The organism is Nocardia sp. 852002-20019_SCH5090214 (genome assembly GCF_001665865.1).
In the GTDB taxonomy this organism is placed as follows: Bacteria; Actinomycetota; Actinomycetes; order Mycobacteriales; family Mycobacteriaceae; genus Nocardia; species Nocardia nova.
On sequence record NZ_LZMK01000421.1, the window covers coordinates 88,817 to 111,484 of the forward strand.

General features: G+C 66.8%; 17 protein-coding genes and 1 pseudogene. 5 read left to right on the forward strand and 13 right to left on the reverse strand.

Annotated features, from left to right (window positions below):
* Positions 1-19 precede the first annotated feature (19 nt).
* Positions 20-265, forward strand: a complete 246-nt coding sequence (locus A5780_RS40495; RefSeq protein WP_146098630.1) for a hypothetical protein — start codon at positions 20-22, stop codon at positions 263-265.
* Between the two features lie 360 nt (positions 266-625).
* The gene (locus A5780_RS36570; protein ID WP_146098629.1) at positions 626-1,342 is read left to right on the forward strand and encodes a hypothetical protein; all 717 of its coding nucleotides are present in this window, start codon (positions 626-628) and stop codon (positions 1,340-1,342) included.
* A gap of 218 nt (positions 1,343-1,560) precedes the next feature.
* On the opposite strand, the gene A5780_RS36575 is transcribed toward A5780_RS36570, so the two are convergent.
* Positions 1,561-1,986 (reverse strand): MarR family winged helix-turn-helix transcriptional regulator, encoded by a 426-nt coding sequence (locus A5780_RS36575; RefSeq protein ID WP_063010723.1) that lies wholly within the window; start codon positions 1,984-1,986, stop codon positions 1,561-1,563.
* A gap of 112 nt (positions 1,987-2,098) precedes the next feature.
* On the opposite strand from A5780_RS36575, the gene A5780_RS36580 reads away from it, so the two are divergent.
* Positions 2,099-3,226: an NADH:flavin oxidoreductase gene (locus A5780_RS36580; RefSeq protein WP_063010721.1), complete on the forward strand. Its 1,128-nt coding sequence runs from the start codon at positions 2,099-2,101 to the stop codon at positions 3,224-3,226.
* A gap of 51 nt (positions 3,227-3,277) precedes the next feature.
* Here A5780_RS36580 and A5780_RS36585 read toward each other — a convergent pair whose 3' ends face one another.
* Positions 3,278-4,765, reverse strand: coding sequence for a long-chain fatty acid--CoA ligase (locus A5780_RS36585; RefSeq protein ID WP_064911315.1), 1,488 nt, complete (start codon positions 4,763-4,765; stop codon positions 3,278-3,280).
* Positions 4,766-4,882: 117 nt separating this feature from the next.
* Here A5780_RS36585 and A5780_RS36590 point away from each other — a divergent pair, with 117 nt between their 5' ends.
* The gene (locus A5780_RS36590; protein WP_064911296.1) at positions 4,883-6,118 is read left to right on the forward strand and encodes a CdaR family transcriptional regulator; all 1,236 of its coding nucleotides are present in this window, start codon (positions 4,883-4,885) and stop codon (positions 6,116-6,118) included.
* 32 nt (positions 6,119-6,150) lie between these two features.
* Here A5780_RS36590 and A5780_RS36595 read toward each other — a convergent pair whose 3' ends face one another.
* The 7 genes and pseudogenes from A5780_RS36595 to A5780_RS36625 all read right to left on the reverse strand — a co-directional run bounded on the left by A5780_RS36595 (position 6,151) and on the right by A5780_RS36625 (position 16,662).
* Positions 6,151-9,384, reverse strand: coding sequence for a protein kinase (locus A5780_RS36595; RefSeq protein ID WP_064911297.1), 3,234 nt, complete (start codon positions 9,382-9,384; stop codon positions 6,151-6,153).
* A gap of 78 nt (positions 9,385-9,462) precedes the next feature.
* A pseudogene (locus A5780_RS36600) lies at positions 9,463-11,288 on the reverse strand (acyl-CoA dehydrogenase).
* A gap of 103 nt (positions 11,289-11,391) precedes the next feature.
* Positions 11,392-12,114, reverse strand: a complete 723-nt coding sequence (locus A5780_RS36605; protein WP_064903440.1) for a hypothetical protein — start codon at positions 12,112-12,114, stop codon at positions 11,392-11,394.
* Positions 12,115-12,162: 48 nt separating this feature from the next.
* Positions 12,163-13,467 (reverse strand): MFS transporter, encoded by a 1,305-nt coding sequence (locus tag A5780_RS36610; protein ID WP_063010713.1) that lies wholly within the window; start codon positions 13,465-13,467, stop codon positions 12,163-12,165.
* Positions 13,468-13,556: 89 nt separating this feature from the next.
* Positions 13,557-14,309, reverse strand: a complete 753-nt coding sequence (locus A5780_RS36615) for a hypothetical protein (protein ID WP_231983210.1) — start codon at positions 14,307-14,309, stop codon at positions 13,557-13,559.
* A 126-nt stretch (positions 14,310-14,435) separates the two neighbouring features.
* Positions 14,436-15,707: an aspartate aminotransferase family protein gene (locus A5780_RS36620; protein ID WP_064911299.1), complete on the reverse strand. Its 1,272-nt coding sequence runs from the start codon at positions 15,705-15,707 to the stop codon at positions 14,436-14,438.
* A gap of 91 nt (positions 15,708-15,798) precedes the next feature.
* Positions 15,799-16,662 carry a phytanoyl-CoA dioxygenase family protein gene (locus A5780_RS36625; protein WP_064911300.1) on the reverse strand — a complete coding sequence of 288 codons (864 nt, stop codon included), beginning with the start codon at positions 16,660-16,662 and terminating at the stop codon, positions 15,799-15,801.
* Between the two features lie 247 nt (positions 16,663-16,909).
* Between A5780_RS36625 and A5780_RS36630 the strand changes: the two genes are divergently transcribed.
* Positions 16,910-17,485 (forward strand): TetR/AcrR family transcriptional regulator, encoded by a 576-nt coding sequence (locus A5780_RS36630; protein ID WP_181064028.1) that lies wholly within the window; start codon positions 16,910-16,912, stop codon positions 17,483-17,485.
* Positions 17,486-17,739: 254 nt separating this feature from the next.
* Here the strand turns inward: A5780_RS36630 and A5780_RS36635 are convergent, their stop codons facing one another.
* Genes A5780_RS36635 through A5780_RS36650 form a run of 4 tightly spaced genes read right to left on the reverse strand, consistent with a single transcriptional unit; the run spans position 17,740 to position 22,643 of the window.
* Positions 17,740-19,347 (reverse strand): AMP-binding protein, encoded by a 1,608-nt coding sequence (locus tag A5780_RS36635; protein ID WP_064911301.1) that lies wholly within the window; start codon positions 19,345-19,347, stop codon positions 17,740-17,742.
* On the reverse strand, positions 19,340-20,788 hold the full coding sequence (locus A5780_RS36640; protein WP_064911302.1) for an NAD(P)/FAD-dependent oxidoreductase: 1,449 nt from the start codon (positions 20,786-20,788) through the stop codon (positions 19,340-19,342). Before A5780_RS36640 ends, A5780_RS36635 begins: the two co-directional genes overlap by 8 nt.
* On the reverse strand, positions 20,785-21,540 hold the full coding sequence (locus A5780_RS36645; RefSeq protein ID WP_064911303.1) for a gamma-glutamyl-gamma-aminobutyrate hydrolase family protein: 756 nt from the start codon (positions 21,538-21,540) through the stop codon (positions 20,785-20,787). The genes A5780_RS36640 and A5780_RS36645 overlap by 4 nt, the downstream gene beginning before the upstream one ends.
* Positions 21,537-22,643: a Zn-dependent alcohol dehydrogenase gene (locus A5780_RS36650; RefSeq protein ID WP_082976928.1), complete on the reverse strand. Its 1,107-nt coding sequence runs from the start codon at positions 22,641-22,643 to the stop codon at positions 21,537-21,539. Before A5780_RS36650 ends, A5780_RS36645 begins: the two co-directional genes overlap by 4 nt.
* Positions 22,644-22,668: the final 25 nt, after the last annotated feature.

Sequence of the window (22,668 nt, forward strand, 5' to 3'; positions counted from 1 at the left end):
CTGCGACGGGGGATGGATCATGCTCGCCGCGCACGCGGCCGCCACGATGCTGTGTGCCCTGCTCATTGCGGCGGCCGAGCGGTTGTATCGCGCGGTGGCCGGGCTCGTGTGGACTCTGCTGTCGACGTTTTCGCCCCGCCCTGCCCTCGACGACCCCCTCTCCGGTGTGCCGTACGCCGCTGATCAGCGGGGCGCGATTCTGCTGCGGGGCGCGATTTCTCGTCGCGGCCCTCCTTTCCCATTGCCGGTTGTGGTAGCGGCCTGACCGGTTATCGGTTCGGCGCGACCGCTGGGCAACCGACCTTTCTCGTACCGACAGATTCGTATCGCGGGCAATGGACGGTGGCCTGCGGCGAATATTCCCACAAGTGGTTATTCAATACTTTACTTCGGTGCGGTCGATCTGATCATCTGTATCGCTGCGATTGTGATGCGGCGCTATCGGATGGGAATGTGCACGGCTGTTTTCCTCCGGGATCATCGGCCGGGATCTGTCATTGCCATGTAGCTGTTTCCTGCTCGCCGCCAGGCCTTTGCTCGCGGGCAGAAAAGATAGTCCGCCACTGTCGTTTCCCTCGCCACTTTTCGACTCGTGGGCATTCGTGCTCACGAAGAAGGACAACTGATGAAGACCATGAAGAAGTTCGCCGCCACCTCCGCGATCGCGATCGCCGCGCTGACGGTCTCCGCCGGTACCGCATACGCCGACACGCCGTCGCCGTCCGACCCGGCGGCCGGTAAACCCGACGCGACGATCAGCACCGACGTCGCCCCCGGAATTCACTACACCGCCAACGTGGTCGACCAGTCGGTAGTGCTGCGCACCGATGCGGGCCGCCTGACCACTCGCGGAAACCAGTTCGAATTGCTCGACGGCAACGGCAATCTCGCCTTCGGCATGCCGCTGACCTATCGGCTCGATCACAAGGACTGGCCCATCGCCGCGCAGATCGATGCCGATGGCCGCACCGCGACGCTCACCCCCAGTCGTAACCCTGCCGACGCCGTCGCCTCGACGCAGCCCGAGGCGAAACCGATCTTCTCCCAGGACGACTTCAACGCTGCGCTCGGTGTGGCCGCCAACCAGGTCGGCCTGGCCTCCGGCCTCGGTGTCCTCCTGGGTACCGCGATCGGTCTCGCCGGCGGCTGTGTGGCCGGTGCGGTGGTCGGCACCGCGCTGATGCCGCCGCTGTTCTTCGCCGGCGCACCGGGAGGCTGTATCGCTGGAGCCATCTCCGGTGCGGCGCTCGGTGCCGCGATCGGCACGGTCGCCATCGGCGGCCCCGCCGCGGTGGTCTCTCTGGTCCAGATGTACAACACCCTCACCGCCCCTCAGAAGTAACGCTCTGCGGGTGTCGCGTTTCGTCCACGGACCGGGCGCGACACCCCGCTCAGGGGTGAAAAACGCTGCGGTGGCGCGTTTCTCGCGGAAACGGGACTGGTCGAACAGTGTTCGATGACGCCCACGTCCGGCTTTCACGGCTGTCGACCAGCCCGCGCCCTCGGCAAAGTAACTGCAGCGCAACGGGTTGGAACGTCGAGCCCCGGCCTTGTCGGGCGTCAGGGCTGGACGAAAGCCCGTTCCAGGAGCGTGTACAGGTGGGCTCGGTCCTCGTCGCTGAGCCTGCTCAGGCCTTCCCGGGTCCGGTGCATCGTCGCGCGGATCGCGTCGACGGCACGCTCGCCCTCGGAGGTGATGACCAGATTCGTCACGCGACGGTCGGATGCGCTGGCCTCCCGCCGCACGAGACCCCGCTTCTCCAGCCGGTCGATGATCCCGGTGACGTTGGACGCGTCACACGCCAGTATCTCGGCCAGGGTGCGCATCGCGGCGGGACCCCTGCGCAGCACCGTCAAGGTCTTGCCCTGGCTCGCCGTGAGGTTCTCACTCGCCGCGGCGGCCGTGAAGTCGCTGTAGTAGACGCCCAGCGACACCGAGAGCAGCTCCATGAGCTGGGCTGTGTCGATGTGCTGAACCTCTGCCATGCAATTCATCCTACGTCCCGAAACTTGACCATCTCAACTATTCACCCCTACCGTGGAAATTGCTTGAGGTTATCAACCATCAAAGTTGTCAAGTTTCTACGAGGAGCAACCTGTGCCCGTCACCGCGTCCGACGTCTCCCGCGCAGCGGAGATCCTGTCCCGGCCCGTGTCCCTGAACGGCCTGACCATCCCCAACCGCATCGTGATGGCGCCGATGACGCGCATGTTCTCCCCGGGCGGCATTCCCGGCGACGACGTGCGGTCCTACTACGCGCGCCGGGCTGCCGCCGGTGTCGGTCTGATCGTTACCGAGGGGACCTACGTCGGCCACGCGTCGGCCGGTCAGAGCGATCGGGTACCGCGGTTCCACGGTGCCGAGCAGTTGGCGGGCTGGGCGAAGGTCGCCGCGGACGTGCACGCGGCGGGCGGCACGATCGTGCCGCAACTGTGGCACATCGGCATGGTCCGCAACCACGGCGAACAGCCCTACCCCGAGGCCCCGGCCATGGGTCCCTCCGGCATCCGCGTCGACGGTACCGAGGGGACCGGTGCGGCGATGACCCAGCGCGACCTCGACGACGTCGTCGCCGCCTTCGCCGAGGCTGCCGCGGCCGCCGAGCGCATCGGTTTCGACGGGGTCGAACTGCACGGCGCCCACGGCTACCTGATCGACCAGTTCCTGTGGGCGCGCACGAACCGCCGTACCGATGCCTACGGTGGGGATCCCTTGGCGCGCACCAGGTTCGCGACCGAGATCATCGCCGCGGTCCGCGCGGCCGTGTCGCCCGGCTTCCCGGTGATCTTCCGCTTCTCGCAGTGGAAGCAGGAGGCCTACGACGCGCGGCTCGCCGAGACCCCGCAGGAACTCGACGCGATCCTGGCGCCGCTGGCCGCCGCCGGTGTCGATGCCTTCCATGCCTCCACCCGCCGGTACTGGCTCCCGGAGTTCGAGGGTTCGGACCTGAACCTGGCCGGGTGGACCAAGAAGCTCACCGGCAAACCCACCATCACCGTCGGCTCGGTCGGTCTCGACGGCGACTTCCTCCACGCCTTCACGGGCCGCGGCGCCGAACTCGGCAGCCTCGACAACCTCCTCGACCGCCTGGAACGCGACGAGTTCGACCTGGTCGCCGTCGGCCGGGCCCTGCTGCAGGACCCGGAATGGGCTGCCAAGGTGCTGGGCGGCCGGATCGACGAACTGAAGGCCTACGATGCGGCCGCGCTGAAGACCCTGAGCTAGGACGACACCGAGCCGGGAGTCTCCCTCGCCTCGGGGCCGGCGAGCTCGTCCTCACAATCCTTGCGGGACAACGATTTCGCGTTTGAGGATCTTGCCTGTCGGCCCCTTGGGCAGGGCATCGACCAGCCACACCTGGCGTGGATACTTGTAGGCCGCCACGCGGGCCTTGACGTACTCGCGCACGTCGTCGGCGGTCGCTTCGGCACCCGGCACGAGCGCGACCACGGCGGCTACTTCCTCGCCGTGGGTCTCGTGGGGCACGCCGAGCACCGCGGCCTCGAGGACGGCCGGATGTTCGTAGAGGACCTCTTCGATCTCGCGCGGGTAGACGTTGAAACCGCCCCGGATGATCAGGTCCTTCTTGCGGTCGAGGATGTAGAAGTAGCCGTCCGCGTCCTGTTTCGCCATATCGCCGGTGTGGAACCAGCCGTCCCTGATCGCCTCGGCGGTAGCCGTGGGCCGATCCCAGTAGCCGCTCATGACATTGTGGCCGCGGATGGCGATTTCGCCGGCCTCACCGGGCGCGACGTCGTTGCCGTCGGCATCGACGACCCGCATCTGCACGCCCTCGATCGGGGTGCCGATCGACCCGGGCCGCGCGGCGCCGACACGATTGAACGAGGCGACCGGCGAGGTCTCCGACAGTCCGTACCCTTCGAGGACGGGAACGCCGAATCGCTCTTCGAATCCCCGCAGCACCTCGACCGGGAGCGCGGCGCCACCGGACAGGCACAGCCGCAACGTCGCGGTGTCGGCGATGCCGGGGCCCGCGCCGAGCATGGCGACGTACATCGTCGGCACGCCTTCGAAGATCGTGACGCCGTCGCGTTCGATCGCCTTCAGCACCAGCTCCGGGTCGAAGCGTGGGACCAGGGTGATGGTGGCTCCGCTGAGCACGGCGACGTTGAGGCAGCACGTCTGCCCGAATGCGTGGAACAGGGGCAGGCAGCCCATGATCACGTCGTCCGGGGTGGCGGTGAGCAATGTGCGTGCGGCGACGGCGGCATTGGCCCGGAGGTTGGCGTGGGTCAGTTGCGCGCCTTTGGGGGTGCCGGTCGTGCCCGAGGTGTAGAGCAGCACCGCGGTGTCCTCGTCGTCGCGGACCGTTACTTCCGGCGAGTCCGGCCACGATGCGAACTCGGTCGCAGCGTCGTCGGCGACGGTGAGAACGCGCACCTCCGTCTGCGCCGCTCCGGCGGTGGCCTCCGGGACGGCGGTATGCCACGCGAAGAGGATCCGGGCGCCCGAGTCGGCGAGGTGATGCCGGACTTCGCGTTCCTTCAGGAGGGGATTCATCGGCACCGCGATCAGGCCGGCCCGCAGAATGCCGTAGTAGACGACCGGGAAGGCAGTGACATTGGGCAGCATCATCGCGACTCGGTCACCGGGCTGCGCGCCCAGGTCACGCAGCCGCCCGGCCACGCGAGCGCTCAGATCGTCGAACGCGGCGTAGGTCAGGAGCTGATCGTCGAGGCGGACCGCGGCACGGTCCGGAAACTGACCGGCGGCGTCCTTCAGGTTGATGGCGAGATTGGTCACGTCGACAATCGTCTGCACCAGACAGCCCCGGGCCCATATGGCGGGCGACAGTGGACGGCCGGGAAATCTGTGCCCCGCGATATTCTCGCCGGCCCCGCATGGCCGTAGCCTCGCATCGTGCCCCGCAGCGTTCCCGATTCCTTGATCGTGCCGATAGCGAACGGCCTGACCGGGCGGCTCGACGAGCTGACCGACGACCTGGTCGACCGCATCGTCGAGGAGATCGAGATCTACCGTGAGCCGGGCGTGGTGCCGCGCGCGGAACTGCGCCGGTCGACCCGATCGAACCTCGAGTACATGCTGCATCGGCTGGCGCACGGCCGGACGCTGGAGCTTCGGGCACCGCGTTCGACCGGCCGCGAGCGTGCCGGACAAGGGGCGCCACTGCCCGAGGTATTGCGCGCTTTCCGGCTCGGATCCGCGTTTCTCTGGCAGCGACTGCTCGATTCCGCCCGTGCCTCGGGGCAGTGTTCGCTCGATGCCTTGCTCAACGTCGCCACCGACATCTGGGCCATGGCCGACGACTATTCGACCGCGCTCACCGAGTCCTACCGCGCCGCGGTCGGTGAGGCCATGATTCTCGCGGATCGGCGGCGTTCGGCGCTGGTGGCGGCGCTGCTGAACGGTCCTTCCGACGAGAACCACACCGCCTGGGAAATCGCGAAGTTGCTCGATATGCCTTATGACGGTTCGTTTCTCGTCGTCGTCGCCGAGACACCCGAGCTCGGCCGGCCCGCGCTGCCCGGACTCGAGGAGCGACTGCGCGCACTCGATGTGGCCTCCGCGTGGCGGGCGGGGCCGGAACACGAGATCGTCATCCTGTCCTGCGGCCGGCGCCGCACCGACGAAATTCGTTCGCTGATAGCCAAATTCGCGTCCGCTCGCGTCGGGATGAGTCCGCCGTACAGCCGGCTCGACCGGACACCGCGCGCACTGCGATTCGCGAAAATCGCGGTGGAAACGTTCGAACCCGATGCCACCGGCGTACGGCAGCTACCCGACACCCCCATGGCCGAACTCGTGATGGGCAACCTCGACACGACTCGCCGTTTCGTCAGGCGGGTCCTGGGTCGCGTGCTCACGATGGCCGACGACGATCGCAGTACCTTGCTCACGACGGCGGAGGCGTGGCTGAACGCTCGCTCCTCCGCCGCCGAGGCCGGGCGCGCGCTGTACTGCCACGAGAACACCGTCCGCTATCGGATGCGCCGGCTCGAGGAGCGTCTGGACGGCGAACTCGACGACCCGGCGACCGTCGCCGAGCTGGCGGCCGCGTTGCAGGCGATACGCACCTTCCCCGAACTGGGCGCTCGCCTGACTCCCGACCCCCACGAGGACACGAATCACCCGTGAGCCGCCGACGGGCAGCGGCTGACGTGGTCTGTTCACACCCGCGGTTGCCCGGCGACCCATGCGGCGATCTGGGCGCGCGAGGTGAATCCCAGTTTGGTCAGGATATGTTCGACATGGCCTTCCGCGGTGCGTTGCGAAATCACCAGCTCGGCGGCGATCGCCTTGTTGGTCCATCCCTGGGCGACGAGGTCGGCGACTTGGCGTTCTCGCTTGGTCAGTTGCCGGCCCGAATGTGCTGTCGCCCCGGCGGTTTCGGATCCCTCGCCGAGGGCGAAGGACACCGCCGTGTCGAAGTCCATCGCTGCGCCTTCTCGACGGGCGGTGTCGAAGGTTCGTGATCCCAGCGCCGTGCGGCTGCTCCGTTCGGAGTTTTCACGGTAGGCGAGCAGATCGTGAAACATGAAGGCGGAGCTGCCCGCGACGCTGCTCAATGCGTCGGCGGCACCCATCAATACCGCCGCGCGCCGGTAATGGCGGACGTCGGCGGCCAGCCAGGCCAGGATTTCCGAGCAAGCCGCGGCGGTGAGGGGGTCCTCCAGTAGTCTCGCGGCGCGAATGCCCTCGTGCAAATAGCTTGTGGCGCCGTCGGTTTCGTTCCGTCGCCACAATGTGAATCCCGCGGCCCACAGTGCCCATGCTCGACGCATGGTCTCGTCGGCCGACTCGGCGGCGGTGAGAGCTTTGCGGAAATAGGGGAGGGCGCGATCGGTGTCGTTCTGCAGTGTGTACGACCATCCGAGCGAGATCTGGGCGTCGAGTTGTAGCCCCGATTCGCCGGTGTCGGCGTAGATTTCGACGGCATCGGTCAGTAGGGCGCTCGCACGAGGCAGGTCCCCGCTCGCCAGGCACTCGTATCCTCGGGCGTGGGCGAGCAGGGCGGTGACGAGAGGGTCGGTGATGTGTCCGGCCAGACTTTCGAGTTGCGCGATTGTGTCGTGGACGGCCGGCAAGTCGGTTTGGATCGCGGCTGTCTCGACGGCTTGGTAGAGCACTCTGGCTCGGTCGACGGTCTGTATGTGGGGGGTATGGATCAACGCGTGCTCGAGCCACCGGCGCCCCTCGGTGAGTCGCCCTCTTATCGTCCAGAAGGGGTAGAGAGCAGCGGTCATCCGCAATGCGCTCTCGGCCCCCTCGGACACGCTGAACGTCAATGCCTTCCGCAGATTCGGCAGTTCCCGTTCCAGTCGCCCGACCCACTGCAGCTGCCGTGGGCCCACCCAATCTCCTTCCGCTGCCAGTACCAGTTGCTCGCACCAATCCCGTTGGCGGCGGTCGAGTTCGGCGTCTTCACCGTCGTCTCGCGCCCTGCTTCTGCCGTACTCCTGGATGGTTTCGAGCATGCGGAAGCGAACGGTTCCGTCGGTGTCTTCGCGGATCAGAATCGACTTGTCCACCAGCGCGGCCACGGCGTCGAGTAGTTCGGCGTCGCCGAGGCCGGGGCCGCAGACCTGTTCGGCGGCATCGAGTTCGAACCCGCCCGCGAATATCGACAGCTGGTTCCACAGGCGTTGCTCGGACCCGGTGCACAGGTCGTAGCTCCAGCCGATGCAGTACTGCAGGGTCTGCTGGCGTTTCGGGGCGCTTCGACTCCCGCGGGTGAGCAGCGCGTAGCGATCGTCGAGTCGGGAGAGGATCTGTTCGGGGGACATGGTCCGGAGCCGAGCCGCGGCGAGTTCGATCGCCAGTGGCAATCCGTCCAACCGGGCGCATATCCGGGCAACGGTGTCGGTGTTGCGGTCGGTGACATCGAATCCGGGGACGGCCGTTGCCCCTCGTGCGGCGAACAGCGTGACGGCGTCCTCGCGCGCTGTGCGGCGAGCCGTCCTGCCCGCCGGAGCCGAAACCTGCAGCGGTGGCACCGCGAACACCGATTCGCCCGCGGCACTCAGTGCCTCGCGGCTGGTGGCCAGGATGCGGATATGCGGGCAGGCGCGCAACAGCGATTCCGTCAGTGTCGTCACGGCGTCGATCACGTGTTCGCAATTGTCGAGCAGCAACAGCAGATCGCGGGAGGACAGGTACCGGACGAGGACATCCAGCGTGGGCTCCGGGCCCCAGTTCCGCAGACCGAGGGTGGCGGCGACGACATCGACAACCGCGGTGGCGTCGCGCAGGTCGGCCAGCTCGGCCAGCCACACCCCGTCGCTGAAATCCGGCCTGAGCTGGTGTGCGATCCGCAGTGCGAGCCGGGATTTGCCCACTCCGCCGGTTCCGGTCAGGGTGACCAACCGTGACCCGGTCAGCAGGTTCTCGAGCGTGGTCACCTCGGAGCGCCGATCGATGAAGCTGGTCAATTCGAGCGGGAGGCTGCCGGTACCGTTTCCCGCGACATCCGGCGGTCGGGTCCCGGACGGCTTCTCGGTACCCGGTTCGCTCCGCGGCGGCATGTCGGCGACTGCGAATCCATGGCTTCGTTCCACCCGGCGCAGTTGTTCGCCCAGTAGCTCCGCGGTGGGGCGATCGGACGGTTCGTGCGACATCGCCGCTTCGATGATCGAGCTGACATCGTCGGGAATTCCGTGCTCGCGCAGGTCCGGAACCGGCTGCCGGGTGATGCGCTGGAGCTGCGCGACGACTTGTTCACCGCTGCGGCGTTCGAACGCGGCGTGCCCGGTCAAGGCACAGAAGAGCGTGGCTGCCAGCCCGTACACATCCGATGCCCGGCTGGGCGCGGCCCCACTCAGTACTTCCGGTGCGGTGAAGGCGGGGGATCCGCTGATCGTGCCGGTGGAGGTCTCGAAGCCACCGGCGATATGGGCGATACCGAAGCCGGTCAACGCCGGCTCGCCGTAGTCGGTGATCAGAATGTTTCCCGGCTCGACATCGCGGTGCACGATGTCGGCGCGATGCGCGGTTTCCAGTGCGCCCGCGATCTTCACCCCGAGCCGCAGCGCATCGGACAGCGGCAGCGGACCATCGTGGCGGATGCGGGAGTCGAGAGATCCGCGAGCGTGATAGGGCATCACCAGGTACGGGCGGCCGGTCGCCGTCACGCCGACTTCGAGCATGTCGACGATGTTCGGATGCCCGGTCAGCCGCCCCATCGCTCGCTGCTCGCGAAAGAAGCGCGCCCGATTCTCGTCGAGTTCGCCGCTCAGCACTTTCACCGCCACCGTGCGATCCACCGCCGGTTGGGTGCAGCGGAACACCTGCCCGAAAGCGCCGCGTCCGATCTCTTCGGCGTCCGTGAAACCCGCAGAGCCCAACTCCGTGACGACGTCGACACCACCATCACGCTGTGTCTTGAACCGATCGCTCTCGACCATCGACTACTCGTCAGCTTCTGCCGGCAGGTACCAGTCAGAATATCCCTGACACCCCTGCCGGCGTCCGCCCGCCGCCGGTCAGAAGCCGGCCTCCTCGAGGTCCATCACGGTCGCGTCCGTCGCGGAGACCACCGCGAGTTCGGCGGTGAGATGGGGGAGCGCGGAGTTGGCGAAAAACGAGGCCACTGCGACCTTGCCGGCGTAGAACGCGGTGTTCTGCCCGGCTTCGATTGCGGTGAGAGCTGTTTCGGCGCCGACGATGAGGCGCCAGGCCACCAGTAGATCGCCGACGGCGAGAAGGAGCCGGACGGCGTTCAGGCCGATTTTGTACACCTCGCGAGGCTCCACGGCAGCTTCCAGCAGATGGGTGGTGAGCCTGCCGATGATCTCCTGTACGTCCTCGAGGGCGTGCGAGAGCAGAACCTTCTCGTTCTTCAACCGGCCACGGTCGGCATCGGACTCGGCGGTGGCGCGGACCTGCCCCAGTACGTGCGCGAGCGCAATACCGTTGTCGCGGGCGATTTTCCGGAAGAAGAAGTCCTGAGCTTGGATCGCCGTGGTGCCTTCGTAGACGGAGTCGATCTTGGCATCACGGATGTACTGCTCGATGGGATAGTCCTGGAGGTACCCGGAACCGCCGAAGGTTTGCAGGGATTCGGTGAGGTACTGGTAGGCGCGTTCGGAGCCGACACCTTTGACGATCGGCAGAAGCAGATCGTTGACCCGCGCGGCGAGATCGTCGTCGGCACCGGAAATGTGCCGGGCGACCACCGGATCCTGGTGACCGGCGGTGTAGAGGTAGATCGATCGCAATCCCTCGGCGTAGGCCTTCTGCATCATCAGCGAACGGCGCACATCGGGGTGATGGATGATGGTCACCTTCGGTGCCGCCTTGTCGGCGGCCCGAGCCGGATCGCTGCCCTGCACGCGGGTTTTCGCGTAGTCGAGTGCGTTGAGGTATCCGGTGGACAGTGTCGCGATGGCCTTGGTGCCGACCATCATCCGAGCTTCTTCGATGACCTCGAACATCTGGGCGATTCCGTTGTGGACGCCGCCCACCAGGTAGCCGACCGCGGGGATACCGTGCCCGCCGAAGGTCAGCTCGCACGTGGCCGAGGCTTTCAGGCCCATTTTGTGCTCGACGTTGGTGACGAAGACACCGTTGCGTTCGCCCGGGTCCAGGTGTCGAGGTCGAAGTGGAATTTCGGCACGAAGAACAGCGACAGGCCCTTGGTGCCCGGGCCGGCGCCCTCGGGGCGGGCCAGCACCAGGTGGAAGATGTTCTCGAACAGGTCGTCGGAGTCACCGGAGGTGATGAACCGCTTGACGCCCTCGATGTGCCAGGAACCGTCCTGCTGTTCGGTCGCTGTGGTGCGGCCGGCTCCGACGTCGGAGCCGGCGTCCGGTTCGGTCAGCACCATCGTCGCGCCCCAGTTGCGCTCGACCGCTTGCGCGGCCCATCGCCGCTGCTGTTCGGTGCCGATGCCGGCGAGGACGTCCGCCATCATCGGGCCGCTCAGGTACATGTAGGCCGCGGGCTGGGCGCCGAGGACCAGTTCGTTGATCGCCCAGCCGAGCATCGACGGCGCGGGCACGCCGCCGATCGCCTCGCTCTTGGCAACCCGCCACCACTGCGCGTCCTGCCATGCGCGAACGGACCGCTTGAACGGCTCCGGAATCCGTACCGAGTGCGAGTCGCTGTCGAAAATTGGTGGGTGGCGGTCGGTTTCGGCATACGACTCGGCCACCGGCCCTTCGGCCAGGCGGCCGGCCTCGGCCAGCATCGTGCGTGCGGTCTCGCCGTCCAGTTCGGCGAACGCCCCCGAATCGAGGACGGTCTCCAGGCCGTACACCTCGAACAGGTTGAACTCCAGATCACGAACGTTGCTCTTGTAGTGGCCCACCGGACCGTCACCTCTCGATCGGCCCGCCGCCGGGGCGGGCAGGAATGATCCGATTGCCGCTGCGAGCGCGGCCGCAACGGCAATCGGGTTGTGTCGGTTGCTGTTATGAGGCGGGTGTGGTCGCCGGGTCGGGGGCGGTGACCTGGTTGGTGAAGTCGATCAGGGCGGCGATGCCGACGGGCACGCCGACCAGGATGATTCCGGCGGCGGACCCCAAGGCGACACCGACCGCGGCGCCGGCCAGGCATCCGCCGAGCGCACCGGCGAAGAAGACGGGGAAGGTGATGGTTCCCACGGTCAGTGCACCCGCGATGCAGCCCAGCGGGAGGCCGATGAGTGTGCCGATCAAGGTGCCGACGCTGATCGCCAAACCGAATTCGGTTGCGGCCGTGGCCATCGCGTTCTGGAACTGTGCTTCGGACGCGACCGGACGCGGAAGCTCCACCGGAGTGGCGGGCCGGGCCGACGCGGGGTCGGTACTGGGTGACAGCGTCGCGGTGTTGCCGTCGATCCGTGCCGCGATGGGCCAGTCCTTGTCGTCCTTGCGGTAGGTGAGCGGGAACCCGGCGGCGAGGTTGCCCTGTGCGTCCAGGACCTGGAACTGGTTGCCGCGCACGGTGAGTGACCCGCCGTCGGTGCTGATCCGCACCGATCCGTCGACGATGCTCGAGGTGTAGTGGATACCGGGAAGGACGGTGGTGCGGATACTCGAATTCGGGGGAGTCGCCGGGTTCGCGGGTGCGGGGTCGGCGCAGGCGACCGCGGTGGTCAGGCTGACAGTGAGCGCGGTGAGGCAGGTGGTCGCGACCAGGTTGGTGATCTTCATGTCATCCGATTTCTGTTGTGTGGATCGTTCTTTCGAGGATCGGTCGGCTCAGCACCGGCGCCGGATGCCGAGTAGCGCCGGCACCGCGAGCAGGGCGGCGGCCGCACCGAACGCGTACAGCAGGCGGTAGTTGTTCGGGCCGTCGATGGCGAGGAGTGCCGGGGCCACGAGCGGTGCGACCATCAATGCCGCCGACTGGGTCAGCACGACCAGGCCGAGGTCGCGGGCCGCGTTCTCCCACGAGGTCATCGTGGATGCCGCCAAGGCCAGCATCTGCCCGAGCAGCAGGCCGTATCCGATGCCGAAGAACACACAGCCGGTGAGGAATTCGGGGACGGTGCCGACGACGTCCATCACGGTGCACCCGACGGCGACGAGCAGGCCCGCGGCGGCGAACAAGGGTTTGCGCCTGCCGATCCGGTCGGCGAGGCGGCCGCCCAGGGGACTGATGATCGACGCCGTACCGTTGATGATCAGCGTCGCCTCGAAGACGGTGGGAACCAGGGCAGCCTCGTCGAGCTTCAACGCGTTCTGCAGAAAGTAGACCAGGAAGGTCGCTACGACGGCGGCGCCGACCGTGATCCCGAAGATGGAGGCCAGGCACCAGGCGAAATCGGGTGCCTTTCTCGGATCGAAATACAAAGTCCGGGCAAAGTCGCGGACGTTGAAGACCGGCCGGACATGTCCCGCGAAGTCGGTTTCCCGGAGAATGGCGACGAATAGCAGGACGAGACCGGCGCCGAGAGCTGCCGGAATGAGAAGGCGTGCGGTCATTCCCGGGGTGATGCGGACGATGAAGGTCCCTGCGATGAGCCCCACGCCCTGCGCCGCACCGGCGAGACCGGCGACGAAACCCGCACGCTCCGGCGGAATGGAATCCGCGAGCATGGACCACAACACCGTCAATCCGATGGTGCCGGATACCGAGACGATGATCCATCCGACGATAAGTCCGGCGATGGAGCCGGAAACGGCGACGATGGCGTTGCCCGCCAGAATGGTGGTGGCCGCGACCACCAGCCATGGCCGTCGTCGGCCGAAGCGCGACATGGTGATATCGGCCAGACGCCCGAAGAACGGGCCCGCGGGCAGCGAGATCAGAGCGCCCGTGGCCGCGATCGCCGAATAGGCCACGGAGGTATGGGCCGGGACGGCCTGCGCGACCCGGAGTGCTAAAGTGATCATGGTCGGGGTCAGAACGGCCGTCCATACACCGAAGATCGCCAGGACATACGTCCAGATGAATGCATTTCCGGCGTGATTGAGGGTGATGGCCGCGGGCGAAGCGTCGGTGGAGACTGTGGAACCGGTTTCTGTGTCGGTCGCGGGCGTGGGCGAATCTTGAGCTGTCATAGTGTTTTCCGAACTGTGCGAATCGAGAATGTGCGCGTCCTTGCGCGGTGATGCATGCTCATGCAGCCGTAGATGGATGTCGGCGTGCGTTATTCCGGCGATGCGGTAACAGTGACCGCAGCCTTCCGGGCGAGTGCCCGATTGTGATCATCGAGTGCCCGGTAGCCGTGGTAGTAGGTCGTGACCATGAGCGCCCAGATCGCCAGTGCCGGAATGTAGAACAACGTGTGGTCGGCGTCGTCGCCGGGAATATGGACGAAGTCATAGGTCGACGCGACGATCGCCCCGAGGATGGTCGCGATGAAAACGCCAGCCGCGCAACGTCGTTCACCGATCCGCCACAGCCGGCCGGCGACCGTCACCATGAACACCGCCACAGCGAGATTCAGCGCGAGGTAGAACAGCGACCATGGCGGGCTGACGGGCCGCACGTCGATCGTTCGCCACAGCCCGACCACGGTCGCTGCCCCGAAGGCGGCGGCCTCGACCGCGAGCGAGGCGCGGTACCCGCGGGTCACCGCCATCATGCCGAGAACGAACACCAGCGTCATGCCGAACGAACGCGAGAACGCGTCGAAGAACACCATCAGGTGGTAGCTCACGCCCGAATGATCGACCCCGGTGGCGCCCAGGAACAGAACGTTCGCCCCCGATACCCCGATCACCAGCCACTCGAGACCGAGCAGATAGTTGCGGTAGCGGCGAATGATTTGCACCCCGTAATAGAGGCCGGCTGCCGCCATCCACAAATCGGTGGCCAGAAGCAACGCCATTGCGAGCGTATTCATCGAGAATTCCTTCGATTCAACAGAATTCGGTGTAGGTACGCCGCACTCGCCCAACCGCATCGAGCAGAGTCGTGACGCGGAACGGGTGACGGGGCGTGGTGAACGGGCGGCACAGCGACCACCCGTTCGGTCGATAGACCCGTCCGCGTCGCGGCTGGGGGATCGGATCGGTGGTGTTCGCTATGCGGAACGGGCGCTGACCTGCTGCAGGACTCGCTCGAGGCGCGAGGCCGTTTCCTGGATGTCGGCGAGCGTGTGCGCGGTGCTGAGGAAGATCTTTCCGGACGGCATGAAGACGACACCCGCTTCGAGCATGCCGGCGGCGATCTCGGCCCACAGTCCGTCCGTGCCGTGCAGGCTCGTCGCCTGATCGCGCGGCACGAACTGCACGAGCGACCCGACGCGCCGGAGACTGGCGGGCGCGCCGGTCGAGAACAGCACGTCGGCGATCGCCTGCTCGAAGGCGTCTCCCAGATCTTCCAGCTTGTCGAATACGCCTGGCGTAGCGGACAACTCCATCGCGGCCTTCACCGCCGCGAGGGCTACGGGGTTGCCGTTGAACGTTCCGGCATGGGTGACTCCCTGCTCGACCAGATCGATGATGTCCGCGCGTCCCACGACCGCACTCTGCGTGAATCCACCGGCGATCGCTTTGCCGAACACCGAGAGATCCGGGCGTACGCCGAACCTTTCGGCGGTGCCACCGCGTGCGATCCGGAATCCGGCGATGACCTCGTCGAAGATCAACACGACGCCATGCCGGTCGCACAGGCTGCGCAGAGTTTCGAGGAAGCCGGGTGCCGGCGCCTGGACTCCGGCGTTGCTCATGATCGGATCGATGAGTACAGCGGCGATCTGGCGCTCCTCGGCGCGAGCGAGCAGTTCGGCGATGGCGGCGGTGTCGTTGAACTGGCTGATGATCAGGTCGGCATAGGCGTGGGGACTTTGCCCGCGGCTGGCCGGGACGGCGGTCTCACCGGTGTCGTCCGCGCTCATGCCGGCGTACACGCTGTCCTGCCAGCCGTGGTAGGCCTTCCTGAACTTGACGATTCGGTGTCGGCCGGTTGCTGCGCGTGCCAGCCGCAAGGCGACCTGCACGGCCTCCGTCCCCGAGTTCGTCCACACCAAACGCTGAGCACCGGGCACCGATTCGAGTACCGCCTCCGCGGCTTCGTACTCGAGGCGATGGCCCATTCCCACGACCTGCATCGATGTCATGACTCGCGCCACCGAGTCGAGGACGTGGGGATGACTGTGTCCGTGGACCAACGGTCCCCACGCCATCACGTAGTCGACGTAGCGATCGCCGTCGAGGTCCCAGACATGGGCTCCGCGAGCACTCTCGACGAAGAGCGGAACCGGTCGCATCGTGGCACGAAGGCCCGAGCTGACGCCGCCGCCGACGCTGCGACGGGTCCGCTCGAATGCGGTTCTGGAGGAGTCGATTCCCATACTTTTCCTTGAGGGCTGCGGGCGGGCCCGCCGGAGAGGACTCGTCGCCTCTCCGGCGGGTCGCGAGGCGAGAGATGTGCCGACCGGCACCTCAGAGCTTCAGGTAGTCCCCGAGCTCGCTGTAGTCCACCTGCCAGAGGCCGGGCGAGCCCTTGGGGTACTGGGAACGGAAACCGAGAATCCGCTGCACCCGCGGCGAGAGCTGCTTGGCGATCTCCATGTCGACGAGGAACGGGTACGCCTCCTCACCGGTGAGGAAGCCCAGGTTCAGCGGGAAGGCCAGTCCCCGGCGGTACTCGTCGGTCGTGACGTTCGCTCCGCCGCCGTGCACGGTCTTGCCGCTGTAGAAGAACGCGTCACCCGCCTTCATGACTGCGGGGATGGTGTCCTCGGGGGTGCCGCGATTCTCGAAGTCCTCCCAGAGGTGGCTGCCCGGGATGACCCGCGTGGCGCCGTTCTCCTCGGTGAAGTCGGTGAACGCGATCATGAAGTTCACGCACACCTCGGGACCCTGCGGGCCCATGCCGACGAACGGGTACCAGTTCTCGAGGTCCCGATGCAGGAACTGCGCGCGGTTTCCGGGGCCGATCTCGATGAGCTGCGCCGTGGTCAGCCAGTAGGTACCGGACTCCTCGAGGAACAGCGCGTCGCAGAGGTCGTGGATCAAGTCTTGCTCGAGGATCTCCTCGCGGAAGGTCTTGCTGTGCGTCACCAGATTCGTCAGTCGCTTGGTGTTGGCCCCATGGAACTCCGCGACGATCGCGTTCTCATGGGTCGAGCCGGGAGCCAGCGCTGCCATGGGCTGCTCGACCTCGGCGTTGAACCGCGCGATCTGGTCCGCCGACAGGAAGTTCTCGATGATCACGCCGCCGTCCTTGGCGACGATGTCGAGGATCTCGGCGAGCGGGGTCGTCGCCGCGACGGATCGTAGAGCGGCCTTGGCTTCGGTAGTCATAACTCTCCATTTCCACGTTAGATCAAACGCCTTAGTCATTTGATCTGATCGATTGATCCGATTGTGGGGCGCACCACACCCGATGTCAAGAGGTGAGCGGAATAATCGGGGAGTAGGGGTGTTTGCCGTCACTTTCGCGAGGGTCACGCGTGCTCGCCCGACGCCGCGATCTGTACGCTTGACTTGATCAATTAATCAGGGCGCCTACGTGCGCCGACGAACGAATGAGGTGAACCAGTTGCCCCACGTGTCGACAGAGGATCGTTCGATCCAGTTCATCGATGCGGCAGTCCGGGTCATCGCCGAGCGCGGGGTCGCGAGCGCGACGACACGCCGGATCGCCGAAGCGGCCGACGCGCCACTGGCCTCACTGCACTACTGCTTCCGGGACAAGGACGGCCTCTTCCTTGCCGTCTTCGAGCACCTCGCCGCCGAAGTCACCAAGCAGTTCACCTCCATCGAGCCGGCCGAGCTCGAAGTGACCGCGGCAGAGGTCGTCCGGCGTTCGGTGCGCTGGCTCATGGACCATCCGGACTACGCGTTGGCCGAGGTCGATCTGTACATGTGGATGACCCGTCATCGGCCGGCGCTCGCGAAGGAGTCCTACGACGTCTTCCTGCGGGCGGTCACCGACGTGCTGCAGCGCGCGGCCGGGCCGTCCGCGCGCGCGGAGGCCATCGCGAATCTCGCCTCGGTGCTGATCGGTGCCACCGACGGGCTTGTGTTGCAGTGGGCCTCGGATCGGGATCGGGCGCGCGCCGATGCCTACGCGGATGTGATCTGCGCGGGAATCCCGGCTATGTGCAGCGGGATTCGGGGGTAGGGGTCGCGCCGGATGGATCGCGCGGCGTTCGGCGGTGTGAACACGCTCGGATCCGGTCGGCTGGTCATTGCCGTCGTCGGGTAGATCCATGGGGCTCCGCAACCCCCAAGGCCCTCGGTCGGACGTGAGTTCGTCGAATCGTCTGGGTGACAACGTCTTCCAGCCCCGGCGCTCGTGGGTGCGAGCTCCGGGGCCTGGTTTCGACAGCGGTGGGCTTCGTAGTCGGTCGCCGAATACGTTCCGGCCGAACGGGTTCAGGTCTCGCGGTTGCCGCCCGTACCCTCCGTTGCCGGGGAATGCGCTTCGGCCGCTCGGGCTCTCAGCAGGTACTTCTGCGTCTTGCCCGTCGACGTCTTGGGAAGGGGACCGAAGAGAACCTCGCGAGGAGCCTTGTAGCGCGCCAGGCTCCCTTTGACATGCTCCACGAGTTCCTCGGCGGTGGCATGGGCTCCCGGGGCGAGGTGCACGAACGCGACAGGGATCTCTCCCCAGCGGGGATCGGCGGTTCCGACGACTGCCGCCTCGAGCACCGCGGGGTGCTCCGCCAGCACGTGCTCGACCTCCACGCTCGCGATGTTCTCGCCCCCGCTGATGATGATGTCCTTGCTCCGATCGCGAAGCTCGACATACCCGTCGGGATGGCGCACCGCGAGATCGCCGGTTCGGAACCAGCCGTCCGGAATCGCCTCCCGGGTGGCGGCCTCGTCGTCGAGGTAACCGAGCATGACGTTGTTGCCGCGTAGCGCGATCTCACCGACTGTGCTGCCATCGGCGGGTACGTCGCGGCCGGCATCGTCGACCACCCGTGGCGGCAGGGAGACGATATTGCCGACCCCTTGTCGCGCCTTCAGCCGGATCACGGCCTCGTCGTCGAGACCCTCCCACTCCGGCACCGGCTCACAGATGAGCGCGGGGCCGAAACTCTCGGTCAGCCCGTAGAGATGCGTGACGTCGAATCCGAGGCGCGTCATCCGGCGCAGCACGGCCGGTGCGGGCGGCGCACCTCCGGTGTCCACCGACACCGCGCGCGACAGCGTCGAGGCATCGTCGGAGTGCGCGATCATGTCGAGCACGGCCGGAGCGCCGTTCAGACCGGTGACGCCCTCCTGCCGGATCAGCCGCCACATTTCGGCGGGCTCGACCTTGGGCAAGCACACATGCGTGCCGCCGGCCGCCGTGACGGCCCAGGTGAAACACCAGCCGTTGCAATGGAACATCGGCAACGTCCACAGGTGGACGGAGTGCGGGCCGAGCGCGAAGTGACTCGCCATGGCCAGCGACTGCAGGTACGCACCGCGATGGTGGTACATGACCCCCTTCGGTGCTCCGGTGGTGCCGGAGGTGTAATTGATTGCCAGCAGCGAACTTTCGTCGGTGATCTGTTCCTGGAAGGGCGTGGCGTTCGCGATCAGATTCTCGTAGTCGGAGTCGGCACCTCCCGAACCGATGACCACGGGGGGCTTCTCCAGGCCCGCGCAGACCTCGCGGACCAGGTTCGCATAGCCGGCATCGCACACGATCACACCGCTACCCGAATGCTCCAGGATGTAGGTCAATTCCCGGATGCCGAGTCGAGTGTGGAGTGCTACCAGGGGAACTCCCGCCCAGGGCACGCCGTAGTGGGCTTCCAGAAGTTCGTGGGTGTTGGGCGCCAGCACCGCCACCGGCCGCCCCGCGGCGATCTCTCGTAGCCCGCCCGCCAGCCGCCGGCACCGATCCCGGAATTCGGTGTAGGTCCAGCGCTGGTCGCCGTCGACGACCGCGATGCGGGATCGGTGTGCGGCCGCGGCGCGGTCGAGGAACGCCGTGGGCGTCAGCGCCGCCCAGGCGTGCGTCGCCGCGGTCGTTCTCGGATCAGACATAGCGGAGAACGTCGTCGTCGACCGACTCCAGCAGTCGCATGGTCTCGGCGTAGTTCTGCGGATTGAGCCAGGGCTCGTGGTCGCCTTGTGCCGGCATGCGCTGGGCAGCTCGCTGCATATAACCGGAGGTCACGCCCGCGGTATAGGGGAGTCGCGGCATGGCGTCGTCGCCCGGTGCGAGCGTCGGCGTGACTCGGTGTGCGCCGACTTCGTCCATATGCGCGAGAACGCGGCACAAGAAGTCGTCGACCGCTTCGATACGGAGCGTCCACGACGAATTCACGAATCCGAAGGCGTAGGTCAGGTTCGGCACTCCGGACAACGCCAGGCCCTTGTAGGTCCAGCAGCGCCCGAAATCGACGACCTCACCGTCGACGTCGAATGTCGCCTCCCCGCCCATGACGAGGTCCAGACCAGTCGCCTTCACGATGATGTCGGCGTCCACATGAGTCCCGTCCCGCATCGCCACGCCGGTCGGGGTGAGCCGGTCGATGTGGCCGGTCACGACGTCCGCGGATCCGTTGCGGATCGCCTGGAACAGATCGGCGCCGGGCACCAGGCACACGCGCTGATCCCATGGCTCGTACGTGGGAGTGAAATGGGCTTTGCGAACCTCCACGCCGACGACCTCGTCGATGGCGTCGAATATCGCCTTCTTGAATTCCTGCGGGTGCTGCCGCGCGTAGTGGTAGATCTCCTGCTGGGCGTGCAGATTACGCAGGCGGATCCGGCTGAACGCCTCCTCGGGACCCATCTCCTCCCGCAACCGCTCGGCTTCGGGATCGACGGCCGGTGCGATGGCCACGTAGGTGGGCGACCGCTGGACCATGGTCACCTTCGCGGTCTCGCCCGCGAGGCTGGGAACGAGCGTGATGGCGGTGGCCCCCGACCCGATCACCGCGACCTTGCGGTCCCGGTAGTCGAGATCCTCCGGCCACTCCTGGGGGTGGACCACCCTGCCTTCGAACGAATCCTCGCCGGGGAGTTCGGGATTGAACCCGCCGCGGTAGCTGTAGTAGCCGGTGGCGAGGTGGAGGAACCGGCAGCGCAGCTGTGTGTCGCCGTCCGCGTTGCGCAACCCGAGGGTCCAGGTGTCGTCCGCGCTGCTCCACGACGCGGAGACCAGACGCGTTCCGAACCGGATCTTCTCGGTGATGCCGAACTGATCAGCGGTCTCCTGCAGGTAGTTCTTGATCGCTCCGCCGGAAGCGATCGCCTCCCGTTCGGTCCAGGGCTTGAAGCCGTAGCCCAACGTGAACATGTCGCTGTCGGAGCGGATGCCCGGGTAGGTGAACAGATCCCAGGTGCCACCCAGGGATTCGCGCATCTCCAGTACCGCGAAACTTTTGCCGGGACATTTCCGCTGCAGTTCGGCAGCTGCTGCGATTCCGGAAATTCCAGCGCCGACGATGACGACGTCGAGATCGGCCGGGCCGTTCACTTTCCATCTCCTAATGATTGAGGCAATGCCTGCTCGACAAGCCAGGGGAAGCAGGGGTCGAGTTCGACGATGGCTTCGGGATGCCACTGCAGGCCGAGAACCGGCCGGCCGGGCAGCTCGATGGCCTCGACCACGCCGTCGGGGGCCCGCCCGGAGACCACCAGGCCCTCGCCCGGGCGATCGACCGCTTGGTGATGCCACGAGTTGACCGCACTGCGCGGTCCGTAGAGCTTCGCGGCGAGGGTTCCTTCGTCGAAATCGACCGTGTGTTCGCGGTCGGGGCGCCGGTCGGGGACGGCGGCGAGGGAATAGTGCTCGATCCCCTGGTCGGGCAGATCCGGAATCAGTGTGCCGCCGAGGGCGACGTTGAGAACCTGCTGGCCGCGGCAAATCCCCAGTACCGGTTTGCCTCGTGCGATGGCGTGACGCACCAGGGTGATCTCGTAGTCGTCGCGGCGCCGGTCGATCGTCAGCACTTCTCCGCCGGTCGAGTTGGGCGTGGGCGGCGGCCCACCCCAGAGTTCGGGGTCGACGTCCTGGCCACCGGTCAGCACCAGTGCGTCGACGCGCGACACGACCTCGGGCCCCGCGGACTCGTAGGGGAGGAGGACGGGAACGCCACCGGCCTCGGCGATCTTCATGCCGAACTCGGCCCAGAACATGTCGGCCCGGCATGCTGCCCAACGGCTGTCGACGCCCACGAGTGTCGTGGCGGAGATCCGCCGGCCGGTGATGGCGATGAGGGGTTTCACGAGTTGTCTCCGATGCGTACGACCACCCGGGTGCCCCCGGCGTTCTTCATGAGTTCGAATCCCTCGTTGATCTGCTCAAGGCTCACGATCGCCGAGATCATGTCGTCGAGGTTCAGCCGGCCTTGCTCGTAGTACCGGACATAGCCGGGAATGTCGGCGGGGAATCGGTTGGAGCCCATCAACGCTCCCTGGAGCCGCTTCTCGAGCATGAACAGCTCCGAGGCGCGAATCGATACCGGCTGGTTGTCGGGCACCAGGCCGACGACCGTGGCGGTGCCACCCGGCCCCAACATGGCGAAGGCCTGCTCCACCGTGGCGGCGAAACCGACCGCCTCGAACGAGTAGTCGACACCGCCGTCGGTCAGTTCACGCACCGCCGCCACCGTGTCGACCTGCCCCGCCTGCACGGTCGCGGTCGCGCCGAACTTCAGGGCATCGGTCAATCGCGCCTCGACGGCGTCGACGGCGATGATCTCGCGAGCACCGGCGAGACGAGCGCCTTGGATCGCCGCGATACCCACTCCTCCGCAGCCGAGGACCGCGACCGTCGACCCGGGCTCCACCCGGGCGCTGCGGAACACCGAACTCAACCCGGTCACCACCGCGCAGCCGAGCACGGAGGCGGCGGCGAGGGGCATGGTGTCCGGGATGCGCACTGCCGAATGTTCGTGTACCACCATCGCTTCGGCGAACGCGCCGAGCCGCGCGGTCGGGTGGACCGACCGGCCACGGGCGTTGATCAGAACCGGCCGTGACCGGCTCCCCAGCGAGCCGCGGCGGGGGCACAGGGTCATCCGGCCGGACAGGCAGAACCTGCATTCCCCGCAATAAATACTCAGGCACGTCACGACATGGTCGCCGGGGCGCAGGTTGCTGACCCGATCACCCACGCGCCGAACCACTCCGGACGCCTCGTGCCCGAGCAGGGTCGGGCAGGTGGCCGGCCAGACGCCTTCGATCTCGTGCAGGTCCGAACGGCACAGTCCCGCGTAATGCACGTCGATGAGCACCTCGTCCGGGCCGGGTTCGTCCAGCACGAGCGTTTCCAGTTCCAGCATGCCCGGCGCCGAGTTGAGCACCGCGGCAGTGATATTCGTTGGCATCAGGTCTCTCGGATCTGGCCGCGGG

Excerpts from the sequence above, each read along its gene's own strand:
- A5780_RS36570 (WP_146098629.1), top strand. The coding sequence starts at position 626 with ATGAAGACCATGAAGAAGTTCGCCGCCACCTCCGCGATCGCGATCGCC.
- A5780_RS36605 (WP_064903440.1), bottom strand. The coding sequence starts at position 12,114 with ATGAAGATCACCAACCTGGTCGCGACCACCTGCCTCACCGCGCTCACT.
- A5780_RS36625 (WP_064911300.1), bottom strand. The coding sequence starts at position 16,662 with ATGACTACCGAAGCCAAGGCCGCTCTACGATCCGTCGCGGCGACGACC.
- A5780_RS36620 (WP_064911299.1), bottom strand. The coding sequence starts at position 15,707 with ATGGGAATCGACTCCTCCAGAACCGCATTCGAGCGGACCCGTCGCAGC.
- A5780_RS36610 (WP_063010713.1), bottom strand. The coding sequence starts at position 13,467 with ATGACAGCTCAAGATTCGCCCACGCCCGCGACCGACACAGAAACCGGT.
- A5780_RS36575 (WP_063010723.1), bottom strand. The coding sequence starts at position 1,986 with ATGGCAGAGGTTCAGCACATCGACACAGCCCAGCTCATGGAGCTGCTC.
- A5780_RS36635 (WP_064911301.1), bottom strand. The coding sequence starts at position 19,347 with ATGTCTGATCCGAGAACGACCGCGGCGACGCACGCCTGGGCGGCGCTG.
- A5780_RS36595 (WP_064911297.1), bottom strand. The coding sequence starts at position 9,384 with ATGGTCGAGAGCGATCGGTTCAAGACACAGCGTGATGGTGGTGTCGAC.
- A5780_RS40495 (WP_146098630.1), top strand. The coding sequence starts at position 20 with ATGCTCGCCGCGCACGCGGCCGCCACGATGCTGTGTGCCCTGCTCATT.
- A5780_RS36650 (WP_082976928.1), bottom strand. The coding sequence starts at position 22,643 with ATGCCAACGAATATCACTGCCGCGGTGCTCAACTCGGCGCCGGGCATG.